This window comes from Staphylococcus sp. 8AQ (genome assembly GCF_902506595.1).
Classification (GTDB): Bacteria; Bacillota; Bacilli; order Staphylococcales; family Staphylococcaceae; genus Staphylococcus; species Staphylococcus pasteuri.
Window position 1 is genome coordinate 1,056,038 of sequence record NZ_LR733871.1, and the last position, 16,300, is coordinate 1,072,337.

The following is a 16,300-nucleotide window of genomic DNA, read 5'->3' on the forward strand; positions in this document are numbered from 1 at the left end:
AATTTATAAGTCCTCCTTACTATTTAATTGACTGCAACATGTCAAATATAGGTAGCATAATAGTTAAATAAAGTGCAACGATAAATAATCCTAATATTAAAAAGATAACTGGTTGAATGAATTTAATGTGTCTTTTAGCCATAGCTTCGAATTGTTGTATAAGTATCTGACTATATAGCGTTAATTCGATATCAAGTTTTCCACTTTTTTCTCCTTGTTCTATAAATTTAATCAAGTCATTTTCATAGCAATTTAATTTTTTTAATATATCAGGTAGATTTTCTCCTTGATAAGATTGGTTGAGTAACCTGTCTCCTAAAAATTGATGAAATTGATTATTCTCTGATTGTTTATAAATTCTAACGATTATCTGTAAATTAACTCCATTTCTATAAAAATGGGCAAACTCATTTGATAATTGATACGTTTTTAAAATTTTATAATAATGTTTAATAATTGGAATGTGACACATTAATTGAATTTGATTTTCTATAGTCATCTTATTAAAACGATATTTAAATATGATAGATAATATACATATTACACTGGATAAAATTATGATGAATAAAGGGAAAGTTGTAATAAAATAAGAAAGAATAGATTGTAATGGAGAAAGTTCTATATTCATAGATTGGTATAATTCTTTAAATTGAGGTATAACTGTAAAATTGAGTAACGTTAATATTAATATAAAAGTAATTATTAATACAATAGGATACTGTATCGTCTTTAAAACATTTTGAGTAACTTGTATTTGCTTTTTTAAATATCTTGTAGCTTCTAATAGAGAAAGTTCTAAATTTCCAAATCTTTCAGCTAAATATGTTTGTGTAACAATGTCACTTGAATAATCTAAGTATTTAAATACTTCCCAGCAAGTTGCACCTTGTTCTATTTTATTTAACACTTCATCATGTGATTTATCTCCTCTATATTTAAAATGTAGATTTAAAAATTTAAATGATTCGTAAAGAGTAAATCCATGTTTAAGTAATTGATGTAATCTATACACTAAATCTAATTGTTCAGATTTAGTTAGGCATTTGGCTTGTCTGAATTTAAATATATTTATCAGCAATAGTTTCACATATAATACCTTCTTTTGTCATATCATCTAATTTTGATGCTAATCGTTTAAAAGATTTTGGCATCGTTTGGTTATGTTCAAAAAAGTAATTAATTTGATTTTTAAACATTAGTTCACACACTAATTGTCTATGATTATGTGATGTTGTAATTAATCGTTGATTGGAAATTAAATTTATAGCTTGAGATAATTCTTGAACTGTTACTCCCATTTCTAATAATCTAAGTAAAGCCCCTCTACAATCATTGGCGTGTAATGTACTTAATACCAAATGACCACTTAGACTAGCTTGAAAGACATATTTAGCGATTTCGGCATCACGAATTTCTCCGATTAAAATAACGTCTGGATCACATCTTAAAATTGCTTTAAATGAACTAGCGTAAGTAATACCTGCTTTGTTATTAACAGAAATTTGAGTAATACCTTTTAAAATTTGTTCAACTGGATCTTCAATAGAAATAACATTTAGGTTTAACTCTTTTTGTGCATACATAACCATTTGATACATTAATGTACTCTTACCCGAACCTGTAGGACCAGTAAAAAGCAATAAACCTTGCTTCTTATTCATAAAATGTTTAAAATCTTTAAACTCGTATGTTTCCTTTTTACTTTGAAAATATTGAGGCACAATTCTTATAACACAACTTTCACATCCAATTGATAAAGGAAGGGTTGAAATACGTAAGTAATAAACTGACCTTAATTTATATGTATAGCGGCCACTTTGAGCGATTTGTTGTGTAGAAACATCTAAACCAGCTTGGAATTTCATAAACACCAATAACTTACGATATATATTAATATCAAGTGTTTCATAAGGTGTTAATGTATCATTTACTCTAAATTTAATATGAACATAATGCTCCATAGGAATAAAGTGTATATCACTCGCTTTATATGCAATTCCTTTATTAATTATTTCTTGAAATAGAATCTTCATAAAAACACCTCCTACATATATTAACGTAGGAGGTGTTAGTTTTACTTTAACCATTTAAAAATGGATTTAATTGTTCATCATCAACAGTTGTATAAGTACCGTGGCCTGGGAATAATGGTAAATCTCCATCTAATTCGAATAATTTATCTTTAATAGAATCTACTAAAGTTTCATAATCGCCTTTGTATAAATCTGTTCTACCAATACCATTATTAAATAATGTGTCACCGACTACTGCGAATTCTTTGAAAACAAAAGATAAACTTCCTGGTGAGTGTCCAGGTGTATGCAATACATCAAATGTAAAATCACCAATTTGAGCTGGTCCCTCATCAAGTGATTTTGGTTTGGCCTGACTTATAACTTGAGGCATACCATATTGTTTGAATTTTGATGCACCATTTTTTTCTGGATCATTTAAGAAGTCGAATTCTTCTTTATGCATATAAACTGGTACATTATATTTTTCTATAATATCGTCTAATGCCCCAATATGATCGTAATGGGCATGTGTCAATATAATAGCTTCTAAAGGTTTATTAATTTGATTTAATTTTTTTATAATTTTATCAGATTCACTAGATGGATCTACGAGTAATACTTTGTTTTCATTTTCAATAAAATAGGTATTAGTATCTACTAAACCTAAAGTTAAACTAGAAATTCTCATGATTTATTCCCCACTATTATCTAAATGTTTTTGTACAGATTTTAATTTATCATTCATCTTTCTAGATTTATCTCTGCGATCATCAATTCTTATATTTGTACAAACTCTATCTAATCCTTTATCAAATGGTAATTCATGTATTGCTTGTACAACTTCGAATAAATCCTTTAAATCACCTTCAATAAGTGTATTCATAGGTGTTAATTGATAATCGATTTTACCTTGATCTTTAAATTCTTTTAACTTTGTTTGAATTTCAGCGATGTATTTACTAACGCTTGGCCCTTCAGTACCTACTGGAATAACTACTACGTCAACAATTGCCATTATTTTACACCTTCCTTATCTAAAATATATGTTTTGATAAGTCCTGCTGCACCTGTAATACCTGCATCATTACCTAATTCTGCTTGTACAATTTCTGTTTCATGTTGAGCTGGATTAAACGTTAAATTACGATATTCAGTTTTAATATTTTCAACTAAAATTAAACCAGCTGTAGACATTCCACCACCTAGTACAATGTATTTAGGATTACTAGTAACACTAATAATACTACATAAATAAGCGATATAATTTGCTACTTTTTCAGTGATAAAGATACAGAATTGGTCACCTTCTTTAGCTGCATCAAACACAGCTTTAGCTGTAACTTCATTATCTTTTATAAGTTGTAAAATTGAAGATTTAAACGTTAATTTTGGATAATAAAAGTTAACTAAATTGACAACACCTGTAGCAGAGGCAACCGTTTCAATACAGCCTGATTTGCCACAGTTACATTTGAAACGTTGGTCGAAATCAGCTCTAAAATGGCCAATTTCAGCACCTGAACCATTATGACCATGTACTAACTCACCATTTGAGATAATACCTCCACCAAGGCCAGTACCTAATGTGATAGTTACAACATCGTCAGCACCATTACCAGCACCTTTATGTTTCTCGCCTAATGCAGCAACATTGGCATCATTATCAACATACACTGGACAATCGATGAAATTTTGATAGATTTCAGTGACATTAACATTGTTGTCCCAATGTAAGTTAACAGCTCCGTTAACGATGCCTGTTTCAAAATCTACAGGTCCAGGAACTCCAATACCAACACCGATTACATCAGACATGTTGTAATTTAATTCTGCAATTTTTGCTTCAAATGATTCATGTATATTTTTTAAAAGTAGTTTTCCTGTATGATCAGTAGTGTCTGTATGAATTGACCATTTTTCAATTCTATCTAGATTAGTATTAAAAATACCTAATTTACAAGTAGTCCCACCAATATCAGCAGCTAAAATAATTTTTGTCATTTATGTTCATTCCTTCTTTGGTTTATTATCAATATACATTTAAGATATTCATCTTTAGTTAATAATTCATAACTGTATAAAGATTTGATTTCTTGTAACATCATTTCATACATATCTTCTGGATCTTTGAAATAGATGATATATCCATATTTTTTTAATAATTGCAAAACATCATAGAAATTATTAATTTTACGAGTCACTTTTCTCACTCAACTCTTTTTCTAAATTTTTATATTGAGCATTTTGAGGATTAGCTTTTCTAGCTTTTTTAATATATTTTAAAGCTTTACTTTTATCTTTTAGTGAACGATTAGCAATTGCCATTTCATAATTCAATGCACCGGAATTAGGAAACAGCCTTAATCCACGTTCCCATTCCGCCATTGCTTCAGCTTTAGAACTTTTAGCAGCTGTAATTAAACCGCTTAGGTAATATGTTTGATCATCAGCGTAATCTTTTTTAATAGATTTATTTACAATTTTTCTAGCTTCATCATAATTACCGGATAACATTTGATCCCGAATTAATTTATCATAAATATTATCTTCTTTAATACTAAAAATTCTTATCTGCATTGCCACAAACAATACTAATAAAATAATCAGTAGTATCCAGAAAATATTACGGTTAACAGTAAAATAATAACCAATTAAGGTAATTAAGAGACCACCAATAAATCCGCCTAAATGTGCCATAACATTAATATTAGACATGAATATTGATAATCCGATTAAAATAACTAAAGCTATTAATAATTGGCCAATTACTTTTTTATCAAAGCTTTTACTTAAATATAAAATTGCAAAAATTGAACCAATAAGCCCAAAAATAGCACCACTGGCACCGACAGAAATCGTTGTGGTATTAAATGATAAAGAAACAAAATTTCCAAATATGCCTGCAAATAAATAGATGGCTAACATCCGCCATGAACCTAATACTGATTCAACTATTTTACCAAAAATAAATAGTGAAAGCATATTCATGAGTATATGTTCAAAATTAAAATGTAAAAACATTGAGGTAACTAAACGATACCATTCACCATGTACAACATTGAAATGTACTAATCCACCTACATCAAGTAATTTTACATCAGAAAATCGATTAAAATAAAGTATCATGCATAGCCATAAGACTATATTAATTATTATTAAGGAATATGTAACTGGTGAAAAGCGTTGCATATGTTTATCTAAGAGATTAGATGAAAGAACTTTGTTTCTATAAAAGATAGATGTCTTTTTAGAATCCTCTCGATTTATCATTTTAGATAAAATAACATTGGGCATTGCAAGTTCTAATTCCCTCTCATCACTAATCCTTCTAAATTTTATCTTCTGAGGATAGGTTTCATCTAATGATTCTGACGATAATGATTTATCAGTAAAATAATAAAATAGAATTGTTTGAGGTTGAAAACCAGCTAGTTGTTCTATATTTTCCTTATTTTCAATGACTCTGCTTTTATCAAACCGAATTTCCTGAGTCGTAGTGATATGATTCGAAAAAATTACAATTGTTTTCTTTCTTTTGTTACTTAACCAAATTTCTTGGTCATCTTTTTCTCTATTAATTACATCGTAGTTTAAATACCTAATCCAGTAATAAATGGTTTTCCAAAATTGCTTTTTAATGTTCATGTATGCCTCCATTGGTGGCTATTATAAATAATTAATTGATCGACCGGTTGATCGTGTGTATCGGGTTGAAAATCAGTTAATTGAAAATCATATAGCAAACTTATTGTATTGGTCTTGAAATTTGATAGAAAGCGATCATAGTAACCCCCTCCATATCCTATTCGATAGCCATCTTTTCTAAAGCCAACACCAGGTACGACGATTAAATCTAAATGATTGGAAGTATTTGATTCAGAAACTGAATGATTAATACCTTTTTCATCTTTTTCTATGTCATTAATATTTAATAATTGTTTAAAAGTCATAACTTTAGTCTGATAATTAACTTCAGGTACATATACTTCTTTATTAACGTTTAAAGCTTGTTGAATCATTTGATATGTATTTACTTCATGTGACAATGACAACACAAATCCTATAGAAGATGCATTTTGATATGCTTGAGAATTAATAAGTTCTGTGGCTAACCAATTGTCTGCCTCATTTTTCTGCATGCTATTATGCTGTTTCATTTTAGTTAAAATATTAGCTCTTATATTTTTTTTGCTCAAATTTTCACCTACTTTTACTACCCCATATTATAACGTTTATCTAATTTTATGTCATTATGTTGACTAAGATATTAACTTTTTAATGATATTAAAATAAGCGATTGTACAAATTTTGTTAAAAGCTTTGAATAAAATGAGGTTTTGTAAACATAAAATATTTGACTATAAAATTTAAAAAGACGAAATTCCGTCTGAGGAATTTCGTCTTTTGGTATTGAATATTTGTTAAATAAATTAATTATTTAGTTTCACGGTGTAAAGTTTGTTTATTATCACGTGCACAGTATTTTTTCATTTCAATACGTTCAGGGTTAGTTCTTTTGTTTTTTGTAGTGATGTAGTTTCTTTCACCACATTCAGTACAAGCTAATGTAACGTTAACGCGCATGATTATTCCTCCTTACCTTTTCTAAATACGACCTTTACATTATACCAATTACTTTATTAATTGCAAAGTAAATTTTAAGAATCTGTATCAATAGTTTGTAATTTATTTAAATTTTAATTATTTATCACTACTATTTTCAGTGCTATCTCCATTTTTATCTTTATCTTTGAAATAATAATTGATAACATCTCTTCCTAAGTCTCCACCGTTTAACCAAGGTGGTGGAACTGGTTGATTGGTATAGACAATAGAAAATGCTAGTTTTGGATCTTTAATTGGTGCATAACCAATATAAGTTGAGTTTACTCTAGATTCCCCATCTTGGAATACTTCTGCTGTTCCTGTTTTACCTGCTGAAGGTACAACTGTGTTTTTAAAGCTAGCATAACCGGTACCATCTTTTTCATTAAATGCCATTTTGAATCCGTCTTGAACTTCATTTATTTCTCTTTGAGAATTATTTACTTTATTCAATACATTACCTTTAATTTTTCGTTTTACCGGTCCTAGTTCATCTTTATTAGTTGAATCGTGTATAGACAGTCCAATATGCGGTTGAATTCTATAACCATCATTTGCGATTGTTGATACATATTGAGAAAGTTGCAATGGTGTATAAGTATCGTATTGACCAATAGATAAGTCTAAGTAATTACCTGGATTATTAGTTAATGGTTCAATTTGACCATTTGTTTCATTTGGTAAATCTATACCTGTTTTAACACCAAGACCAACTTGATTTAAACCTTTTCGAAGCTTTTGACCAGCTAATGTAATATCGTTTGGTAATGGCATACCAGAATAATATGGATCTCCAGCTAATTTTAAGGCTGTTTTAAACATATAAACGTTTGATGAATGCATAAGTGCTTCTTTATCATTTATTGTCACTCGACCATCTTTATTAAAGTATGAACGTTTAGTTAAACCGCCCTGGAATTTTAATGGTTCATCGACCATTTTTTCTCCTACTTTAATGGCATGATTTTGATAACCGGCAAGTAAAGTTCCGCCTTTTACCGATGAACCTACTGCAAATTGAGCAGTAAAGTTACCAATATCATAATCTGTTAATTTACCGCTTTTACTTATTTGTTTACCAGCCATAGCTAAAATGTCACCATTTTTCGGATCTTGAACAACTATCATGGCATTGTCCATATCTTTAGCACCTTGACTACGTAATTTTTCAATTTGTTTATCTAATAATGATTCCACTTTTTTCTGTAAATCAATGTCTATTGTTAATTGTAAATCATGTCCTCTAGAACCTGGATTAATAACTTCAGATTTTATTACTTTACCAGATTTATCTGTCGTATATTTCATTTGTTTCTTCTTACCACGAAGTACATCTTCATATTGATATTCTAAATATGATTTACCGACACGATCATTGCGTGAATAACCTTTAGATAAATATTGTTCAGTTAGTTCTTTAGGCAAACCTTCTGTAGATGTTGAAACTTCGCCAAATATACCTCTAAGCGTATCTTTATATGGATACTTTCTATCCCAATCCATAGATGTATTTACACCAGGTAACTTAGATAATTGTTGAGATACTGCAGCGTATTCTTTTTCTGTTACATCCTCATTTTTAATAGTTTGCGGATCTAGTGTACTACCTGCATTCATCTCACGGTATATAGCTAAAATTTGTAAATCTTTGTCAGATAAGTCATCTAATTGTTTTTTACCAATTTTCTTTCTTTGTTGTTCATCATATTGTTCTTGTGTAATGCTACCGTTTTCTAATAGAGATTGTTCTTTTTTCATTAAAACTTTAGCTTTTTCAGGGTGTAAAGTGACCCAGAAGTCTTTCTCGTCTCTATCAGTAATTTTGTCAGTATCCATTTTGATTAATGATGATAATTTTTTAGCTGTATCTAACATTTCTTTTTGTGAGGTTTTACGACCTCTAGTATATGTAATCGCCATTTTAGAGGCATTATCAACTAATACTTTACCATTACGGTCTACGATACGACCTCTAGGCACAGATTCGTTCACAGTGATATTCTCATCGCTTTTGATTAATTGCTTATAATGAGAACCCTGGGCAATCTGTAGGTAACCGAGTCTGAGTACTATAATTGCAAATATAAACACAACCAAACCAAAAATGAAATTAATTCTCCGGTTCATCGTGTTTCTTACTTTTTCATCATTTGATTTTTCCTTTAATCTTTTAAGCAAAACAACCTACCTCTATTCAAAGTATCTCTTTAAAATGATATATGAAAAACAAAAATTTTTCTATCATTTTGATAAAAAAGTGAACAGACATTAATTAAAACACTATCGTTTTTTATTTATGACGACCTTTTTGTAATCCTTATTTATAATTAATTTTACATTCAAATCATTTTCATTAATAGACATAATATCATATTAATCATAGAAAAAAGAGCCTAGAACATTATAACAATGTTCTAGACTCTAACATCAAAATATAAATTATTTTGCAGCGTTATATAATTCGTCAACTTTATTCCAGTTAACTACATTCCAGAAAGCGCTGATATAATCTGGACGTTTGTTTTGATATTTAAGGTAATAAGCGTGTTCCCAAACATCTAAACCTAAGATAGGTGTTTTACCTTCAGTTAATGGATTATCTTGGTTTGGAGTTGTAACGATTTCTAATTGCCCGTTATTTACTACTAACCAAGCCCAACCTGAACCAAAACGAGCTGCTGCTTTGTCAGCAAATTCTTTTTTGAATTCATCTAAAGAACCCCATTGTTCTTTAATTTTATCTACTACTTCACCTTTTTCTTCTGAGTTAGGTGTTAGTAATTCCCAGAATAATGAGTGGTTTAAGTGTCCGCCACCATTATTTCTAACAGCAGTTTGGATATCAGAAGGTACACTGTCTAAATTAGCTACAATTTCTTCGATTGATTTAGCTTCTAAATCAGTACCTTCAACTGCAGCGTTTAATTTTGTTACATAAGTGTTATGGTGTTTATCATGGTGAATCTCCATAGTTTCTTTATCGATGTGTGGTTCTAATGCGTCAAATGCATATGGTAATTTTGGTAATTCAAATGCCATAAATAATCATCCTCCTAAAATGTCTGTATCTTAATCATAACAAGCAGTCACAATTTCGACAATAAATGTGCTTAATATATAACTGCTAATTATTGTTACATGTATTATATATCTCAAAACGATGATATTTAAACATTTATTTACTATAATTAGTGAATTCGTACTAATGGAGTATGTTTTTTTAGTATTTATGTGTATTTTCGCTTTCTAATATAAAAACTAGCCATAGTCTTCTTGTCGATAGACTATGGCTAGTAAGATTAATGATTTACTTTTTGACATTTTTCACAAGTACCGTAAACTTCGAGTTTGTGAGTATGAATATCAACATTTGGTAAATATTGTTTAACTTGGTCAATTGGACAAAAATCAATAACTTTAGTATCACCACAATTTTCACATATAAAATGATGGTGATGATGATTAGTACAAGCGATTCTAAATTTCATTTCTCCATCTAGTTCAGTACTTTCAATAATTGCTAAGTCTTTAAATAAATGAAGGTTTCTATAGATGGTATCAAAAGATATACCTGGATAATCTTTATCCATAACTTGTTGAATATGTTTAGCATTAATGTATTTATCTTCTTTAACAAATATATTAAGCATATCGTTACGTTTATCTGTATATTTTAAACCATTATCTTTTAATATTTTAATAGCATCACTAGTGTTCATATTTACGATCCCCTTTTTGTGACTTTAATTTTAACTTTTGATAAGTCATTGTAATCATTAGCATAATGACTAATAGTACTACAATCACGCCACCAGGTGAAATATTAATGTAAAATGCGAGAACTAATCCAAGTATCACTGATAATTCACCTATGATGATACTAAGGATAATTAATTGTTTGAATCCTTTTGTCCAACGCATCGCTATTGCTACAGGTAAAGTGATTAACGCACTAACTAACAATATACCTACTACTCTCATAGAAGCAGAAATAACCATTGCAACAACTACAATAAATAAAAACTGAATCCATTTTGGTATTCCTATAACTTTACTATACTCTTCGTCAAAAGATAAAATAAATAACTCTTTATAAAATAAAGTTATGAATAATAAAACTAGTATTGTAATGAAGATAATTGTAGTTAAATCACTGAAATTAACTGCACTAATTGAACCAAATAATAGACCAACTATCTCTTGATTAAAACCATCTGCTAATGAAATAAATATAGCACTTAAGGCAATACCTGCACTCATAATAATTGGAATGGCAATTTCTTGATAATTAGTATATGAGGTACGCAATTTTTCAATTAATAATGCACCAATAATGGCGAATAATATTCCAAACCACATAGGATTAATGAAAGTTAGTGCTGGCAATACTGTTATAATAAACATGCCAAATGATATACCGCCCAATGTTACATGGCTTAGTGCATCAGCAATAAGTGACAACCTTCGTACTACTATAAAAGCTCCAATTAATGGTGCTATAAATCCTATTAAGATACCACTGATCAAGGAGTATCTCATAAAATCAAAGTTTAATAATGCATCTATCACGAGTTACACTCCTCAAATTTATTTCTATGAATCGATTCTAATTTAGGTACAACATTCTCTATCATGTTGATGATCAACGAATTGAACTGGGTGTCCATATATTTTGGAAATTTCAACCTCATCAAGAGATTTAAAATCTTCAGTCGTACCATGAAAATGAAGATGTTTATTTAAGCATGCAACTTCTGTTGCTGTATCTGCTACTACACCAATATCATGTGTAACTAATATAATGGTTATGCCTTCCTTTTTTAATCGATCAAGCGTTTCATAAAATTCATTTACATGTTTAGCATCAATACCATTAGTAGGTTCATCTAATACAAGCACGCTAGGATTAGAAATCAAAGCACGTGCAATAAGCACACGTTGTTGTTGGCCACCTGATAATTCTGCAATGTTTTTATCAATTAAATGTTCTATATTTAATCTTTCTAAAACATGTTCTACTTTCTTGATGTCTTTATTATTAAAACGTTGAAAAAGTTTTTTTGTTTTAGTTAAACCACTTAAAACTACTTCTTTAACACTTGCTGGAAAACCAGCTGTAAACGAAGAGGCCTTTTGTGAAACATAACTTATTTTTAGAGCTGATTTATTATTTTTAATAGGATGACCATCTATAAAAATGTCGCCGGATTGTAATGGCAGCAAACCAAGTATGATTTTTAAAAGTGTTGATTTGCCGGCTCCATTAGGACCAACAATTGCTAAAAATTCACCTTTGTTAATTTTAATATTTATATTTTCTAAGACTTGTTTATGATCAAAATAGTAATCTATATTTTTAAGTTCAAATACTGGTGTAGTCATTTTTTCACCTCATTGTATACTATACATGTTGATGAACTTAATGTAAATAGTAATGCTTACGACTAATAAAAGACGATACAGAAATATCTGTAACGCCTACTTTTAATATTATTAGTTTAAAATTTTATCTTTTAAATCTGGATCAAATGTCTGAGATTTTAACATTTCAATTTCATGTTTATAAGGTGGTTTCTTATTCTTTTTATCTTCACCAACATAAGGTGTTTCCAAAATTTTTGGAATGTCTTTGAAAGTATCGTGATGAACAACGTAATTTAATGCATCAAAGCCTATATGACCAAATCCAATATTTTCGTGTCTATCTTTATGTGCACCTTGTTCATTTTTACTGTCATTTACGTGTACGACTTTAATTCTGTCTACACCTATAATTTTATCAAATTCATTTAAAACACCATCAAAATCTTCTTTGATATTGTATCCAGCATCATGCGTATGACATGTATCAAAACAAATGGATAAGCGTTCATTATGTTTCACGCCATCAATGATACGAGCAATTTCTTCAAAGTTACGACCTATTTCAGAACCTTTACCTGCCATTGTTTCTAAAGCGATACGAACATTGTTATCATTTGTTAATACTTCATTCAGACCATCGATGATCTTTTGTATACCTACATCTGCACCAGCGCCAACATGAGAACCGGGATGTAATACAATATCTTTAGCCCCAATTGCTTGTGTACGCTCAATTTCGTTCTGTAAGAAATTGACACCTAATTCAAATACTTCTGGTTTAGTTGTGTTAGCAATATTAATGATATATGGAGCATGTACTACAATATTAGATAGACCATATTGTTCCATCACTTCATGACCTTTTGTAATATTTAAATCTTCAATACTTTTACGACGTGTATTTTGTGGCGCTCCTGTGTATATCATAAATGTTGATTCGCCAAATTTATGTGCTTCTTCAGCAGACCCTTCTAACATTTTTTTACCACTCATAGATATATGTGAACCTAATAACATCTTTTTCACCTATCCTTTTCTATTCTTTCTATCTTGACGATTTTGACGTTTACTGTATTGTTTACGCTCTTGTCGTTTCATTTTCTCAACTTCCTGCTTAAATTTCTTTTTATAACCAGGTTTAACTTTACGTTTGGTTTTACTACGTACTTTATTTTTAACTTCATTTGTTAAATGATCATCTTTACGTTGTCTAGTACGTCGAGTGTTATGCGCCTTGATAGGAGTAAGTTCATCATTTTTGATATCAACATTTTCGAAAACGTATCCTCTATCTTCGATTGCTGAAATATTTTCTTCTTCATCAGGACTATATAACGTAATAGCAACACCGTGATAATTACCACGACCAGTACGTCCAACACGATGAGTAAAGAAATCTATATCATTTGGTACATCGAAATTAATAACATGACTAACACCTTCAATATCAATACCTCTTGAAGCTAAATCACTCGCAATTACAAATTGGAAATCAAGATTACGTATGCGTTTCATTTGTTGTTTACGTTCACGAGGTGTTAATCCACCATGAATCATACCAACTTTGATACCTGCTTCATTTAATGAACGTGCTAATTCATCGGCATTGTCTCTACTATTACAGAATATAATACATAGGTATGGATTTAGAATATCTATTAATTTAAGTGTTTTTTCAACTTTGGCTGCACCTTTTGTAGGAATTAAATAAAATTCTATATTTTTCTTATTTTGAGACTGACTATCAACTTCTACAAAATCTGGTTGTTCTAAATATTTATTTAAAAATGGTTGTAGAGATTTAGGAATTGTTGCACTAAATACTGCAATATTTGAACTATCTTCTAGGCGAGATGCTATAAGGTCTACATCTTCAATTAAACCTAAATCAATCATTAAATCAGCTTCATCAATAATTAAATAAGAAGCTAAATGTGTGTGTAAATGACCACTTTTAGCTAAGTCATTAATTCTAGTTGGTGTACCAATAACTAATTGTGGTTGTTGATTACATCTTTGCTTGTCCTTTTCAATATCAGTACCACCAATAAATAGTTTTACGCTTACGCCTTCTTTAAAACTACTTAAATGATTAGCGGCTTGATATAGTTGTTGTGCAAGTTCTCTAGTTGGTGCTACAACAATAGCTTGTGGTTCTTGAATATTTATATCTATTAAACTAATTAAAGGTAATAAAAAGGCATGTGATTTTCCTGTACCTGTTTGTGACTGTCCAATAATATTAGTTTTCTTTAAAATTCTTGGAATAATTCGATTTTGAATTCCTGTCGGTTTTTCAAAATTTAAATCTTTAACTGCTTCAATCATACTATCTTCAAGACCGAAGTATTCGAATGGATGTTTTGCCATGTTATGACCTCCTTATAAGTTCAACTTTACTATTATAATGTAATTGATGAAGATTTTAAATATATGTGAAAGGATCTGTATTAATATTAGAAGCAACAACTTTGATATCATTTGAATTTTCTTCTAATAACCATTCCTGTAGTAAAAGTTTTAATCCTTCTTTCATCACATATTCACTATAGTGGTTGATATCTAATAAATTTATTCCTTCTATTTTCGCATCTAATGCATCATGGTGTTTGATGTCACCGGTAATAAATATATCGGCACCTAATTGAGCAGCTTTATATTCAAAACCTATTCCAGAACCACCAATCATAGCAACTTTACTAATCATAGCATTTGAATTACCTACGTATCGAACACTTGGAATTTGAAGTTGTCTTTTCACTTGTTCTACAAAGTCCTCAATTTTCATTGGTTCTTTTAATTCTCCCATTATTCCTAAACCGTAATTACCTTCTTTATTCAATTCAATAAAGTCATAAACTGGTGTTTCATAAGGGTGATAGTGATGGATAGCTCGCTCAGTTAACTGACGTTGTTGATAAGATATCATAAATTCTAATTTCACTTCATCAACGTATTCTATTTCATCAATTGAACCAATATACGGATCTGCATCACCAACAGGTTTAAATTGACCTCTCCCTTTACTTTCGAAGAAACAATATTCATAATCGCCTTCTTTAGCAAGACCAATATCATTGAGCTGTTGTTTAAATGTTTCTAGATGATCTTCAGGTATAAATGTTTGAACTTTATAGTATTGAATTGGTTCTTTATTAATTAACTGTGTATGTTGTAAACCAATTTTGGAAGCTAACATTGCATTTACACCATTAGGATTAACATCTAAATTCGTATGCATAGCTATTAAATTAATATTATTTTGAATAAGTAATCTGATTATTTCGCCATATCCTTGATTAGTAATTGATTGAATGCCTTTAAAAATAAGTGGATGATGACTAATAATGGTATTAACATTTTCATTAATTGCTTGTTGAACAACATCAATAGTACAATCTAATGCTGTTAATATTCCATTCACTTCTTGAGATTCATCGCCTATTAATAAACCTACATTATCCCATGATTCAGCAGTATTAAACGGAACATGCTCATCTAACATAGCCATTAATTCATTAACTTTCACTATTTAACACCTCTTTAATCAATTTTATTTCTGATTCTATTTCATTATATCGATGTAAGTGTAATTCTGGATTGAGTTGTTGCTTAATCTTTTCTAATGCCTTCAATTCTCTTTCCCATTTATTATAAAAATGTTTATTTTTATTTTCTAGTAAAATAGGACCGAATTTGAGTTCATATTCATTATATTCAAAAGGTGAAGTTTGGTATTCGGCTATAACTATTTCATAGATATGGCCTTTTTCTTCTAAAATGATTTCATCTAAAATTTTGTATTGAATACTTTGTAATAATGTTCTTACATTCTGAGTTTGAATATTACTTTGTAGTATTAATCTAGGATGAGAATGTAATTTATGTTGGCCTTCTTCTAATATTTTAGCTATTAAAGGCCCTCCCATGCCACATATCGTTATGTTATCTATTTGTTCGTTGTCACGAATTACGCTAAGACCATCACCTAGTCGCACTTCAATTTCATTATCCAGTTCATTGGCGTTAACATTTTTTTGGGCAGCTTCAAAAGGTCCTTCGATAACTTCACCAGCAATTGCTTTAGTACTTAGATTAGACTGAATAGCAAAAATAGGTAGATATGCATGATCGGACCCAATATCGGCAAGTGTACCTTGTTTAATAAATTCTGACACTTTTAATAATCTTTGGTTTAATGTGATCACTAAGGTATTCTCCTTTATTTTATTAAAATCATAAATGCCTCTATATGTATTAAAATAATAAATCATCGGTTTATAAAAAATAAAGACTGGGATAAGCTTTATGCCCCA

The 16,300-nt window shown here is 29.7% G+C and carries 18 protein-coding genes; all 18 read right to left on the minus strand.

Going from position 1 to position 16,300, the window contains the following annotated elements:
* Positions 1-19 precede the first annotated feature (19 nt).
* Entirely contained in the window at positions 20-1,087 is a 1,068-nt protein-coding gene (gene comGB, locus GVY01_RS05150; RefSeq protein ID WP_029055748.1) for a competence type IV pilus assembly protein ComGB, read from the minus strand.
* Positions 1,059-2,033, minus strand: coding sequence for a competence type IV pilus ATPase ComGA (comGA, locus tag GVY01_RS05155; RefSeq protein ID WP_070453859.1), 975 nt, complete (start codon positions 2,031-2,033; stop codon positions 1,059-1,061). The genes comGB and comGA overlap by 29 nt, the downstream gene beginning before the upstream one ends.
* A 46-nt stretch (positions 2,034-2,079) precedes the next feature.
* Positions 2,080-2,703, minus strand: coding sequence for an MBL fold metallo-hydrolase (locus tag GVY01_RS05160; protein ID WP_017636253.1), 624 nt, complete (start codon positions 2,701-2,703; stop codon positions 2,080-2,082).
* Between the two features lie 3 nt (positions 2,704-2,706).
* On the minus strand, positions 2,707-3,030 hold the full coding sequence (locus GVY01_RS05165; RefSeq protein ID WP_017636254.1) for an MTH1187 family thiamine-binding protein: 324 nt from the start codon (positions 3,028-3,030) through the stop codon (positions 2,707-2,709).
* Positions 3,030-4,016, minus strand: coding sequence for an ROK family glucokinase (locus GVY01_RS05170; protein WP_017636255.1), 987 nt, complete (start codon positions 4,014-4,016; stop codon positions 3,030-3,032). Before GVY01_RS05170 ends, GVY01_RS05165 begins: the two co-directional genes overlap by 1 nt.
* Complete coding sequence (locus GVY01_RS05175) at positions 4,013-4,216, minus strand: YqgQ family protein (RefSeq protein ID WP_017636256.1); 204 nt, start codon at positions 4,214-4,216, stop codon at positions 4,013-4,015. Before GVY01_RS05175 ends, GVY01_RS05170 begins: the two co-directional genes overlap by 4 nt.
* The gene (locus GVY01_RS05180; protein WP_017636257.1) at positions 4,206-5,660 is read right to left on the minus strand and encodes a rhomboid family protein; all 1,455 of its coding nucleotides are present in this window, start codon (positions 5,658-5,660) and stop codon (positions 4,206-4,208) included. Before GVY01_RS05180 ends, GVY01_RS05175 begins: the two co-directional genes overlap by 11 nt.
* Positions 5,657-6,211 (minus strand): 5-formyltetrahydrofolate cyclo-ligase, encoded by a 555-nt coding sequence (locus GVY01_RS05185; RefSeq protein ID WP_017636258.1) that lies wholly within the window; start codon positions 6,209-6,211, stop codon positions 5,657-5,659. Before GVY01_RS05185 ends, GVY01_RS05180 begins: the two co-directional genes overlap by 4 nt.
* Before the next feature lie 238 nt (positions 6,212-6,449).
* The gene (gene rpmG / locus GVY01_RS05190) at positions 6,450-6,599 is read right to left on the minus strand and encodes a 50S ribosomal protein L33 (RefSeq protein ID WP_017636259.1); all 150 of its coding nucleotides are present in this window, start codon (positions 6,597-6,599) and stop codon (positions 6,450-6,452) included.
* Positions 6,600-6,716: 117 nt separating this feature from the next.
* Positions 6,717-8,798: a peptidoglycan D,D-transpeptidase FtsI family protein gene (locus GVY01_RS05195; RefSeq protein WP_117239005.1), complete on the minus strand. Its 2,082-nt coding sequence runs from the start codon at positions 8,796-8,798 to the stop codon at positions 6,717-6,719.
* A 261-nt stretch (positions 8,799-9,059) separates the two neighbouring features.
* The gene (locus tag GVY01_RS05200) at positions 9,060-9,659 is read right to left on the minus strand and encodes a superoxide dismutase (protein WP_017636261.1); all 600 of its coding nucleotides are present in this window, start codon (positions 9,657-9,659) and stop codon (positions 9,060-9,062) included.
* 260 nt (positions 9,660-9,919) lie between these two features.
* Entirely contained in the window at positions 9,920-10,339 is a 420-nt protein-coding gene (locus GVY01_RS05205; RefSeq protein ID WP_017636262.1) for a Fur family transcriptional regulator, read from the minus strand.
* Positions 10,329-11,189 (minus strand): metal ABC transporter permease, encoded by an 861-nt coding sequence (locus tag GVY01_RS05210; RefSeq protein WP_017636263.1) that lies wholly within the window; start codon positions 11,187-11,189, stop codon positions 10,329-10,331. Before GVY01_RS05210 ends, GVY01_RS05205 begins: the two co-directional genes overlap by 11 nt.
* Before the next feature lie 42 nt (positions 11,190-11,231).
* Positions 11,232-12,002 (minus strand): metal ABC transporter ATP-binding protein, encoded by a 771-nt coding sequence (locus GVY01_RS05215; RefSeq protein ID WP_017636264.1) that lies wholly within the window; start codon positions 12,000-12,002, stop codon positions 11,232-11,234.
* A gap of 111 nt (positions 12,003-12,113) precedes the next feature.
* Positions 12,114-13,001, minus strand: a complete 888-nt coding sequence (locus GVY01_RS05220) for a deoxyribonuclease IV (RefSeq protein WP_017636265.1) — start codon at positions 12,999-13,001, stop codon at positions 12,114-12,116.
* Between the two features lie 9 nt (positions 13,002-13,010).
* The gene (locus tag GVY01_RS05225) at positions 13,011-14,354 is read right to left on the minus strand and encodes a DEAD/DEAH box helicase (protein WP_017636266.1); all 1,344 of its coding nucleotides are present in this window, start codon (positions 14,352-14,354) and stop codon (positions 13,011-13,013) included.
* Between the two features lie 55 nt (positions 14,355-14,409).
* Positions 14,410-15,513, minus strand: coding sequence for a Nif3-like dinuclear metal center hexameric protein (locus tag GVY01_RS05230; protein WP_017636267.1), 1,104 nt, complete (start codon positions 15,511-15,513; stop codon positions 14,410-14,412).
* Positions 15,503-16,192 carry a tRNA (adenine(22)-N(1))-methyltransferase gene (locus GVY01_RS05235; RefSeq protein WP_017636268.1) on the minus strand — a complete coding sequence of 230 codons (690 nt, stop codon included), beginning with the start codon at positions 16,190-16,192 and terminating at the stop codon, positions 15,503-15,505. Before GVY01_RS05235 ends, GVY01_RS05230 begins: the two co-directional genes overlap by 11 nt.
* Positions 16,193-16,300: the final 108 nt, after the last annotated feature.

Coding starts and splice junctions, on each gene's coding strand:
- GVY01_RS05205 (WP_017636262.1), bottom strand. CDS start 10,339: ATGAACACTAGTGATGCTATTAAAATATTAAAAGATAATGGTTTAAAA.
- GVY01_RS05200 (WP_017636261.1), bottom strand. CDS start 9,659: ATGGCATTTGAATTACCAAAATTACCATATGCATTTGACGCATTAGAA.
- GVY01_RS05225 (WP_017636266.1), bottom strand. CDS start 14,354: ATGGCAAAACATCCATTCGAATACTTCGGTCTTGAAGATAGTATGATT.
- GVY01_RS05220 (WP_017636265.1), bottom strand. CDS start 13,001: ATGTTATTAGGTTCACATATATCTATGAGTGGTAAAAAAATGTTAGAA.
- comGA (WP_070453859.1), bottom strand. CDS start 2,033: ATGAAGATTCTATTTCAAGAAATAATTAATAAAGGAATTGCATATAAA.
- GVY01_RS05170 (WP_017636255.1), bottom strand. CDS start 4,016: ATGACAAAAATTATTTTAGCTGCTGATATTGGTGGGACTACTTGTAAA.
- rpmG (WP_017636259.1), bottom strand. CDS start 6,599: ATGCGCGTTAACGTTACATTAGCTTGTACTGAATGTGGTGAAAGAAAC.
- GVY01_RS05180 (WP_017636257.1), bottom strand. CDS start 5,660: ATGAACATTAAAAAGCAATTTTGGAAAACCATTTATTACTGGATTAGG.
- GVY01_RS05215 (WP_017636264.1), bottom strand. CDS start 12,002: ATGACTACACCAGTATTTGAACTTAAAAATATAGATTACTATTTTGAT.
- GVY01_RS05160 (WP_017636253.1), bottom strand. CDS start 2,703: ATGAGAATTTCTAGTTTAACTTTAGGTTTAGTAGATACTAATACCTAT.
- GVY01_RS05165 (WP_017636254.1), bottom strand. CDS start 3,030: ATGGCAATTGTTGACGTAGTAGTTATTCCAGTAGGTACTGAAGGGCCA.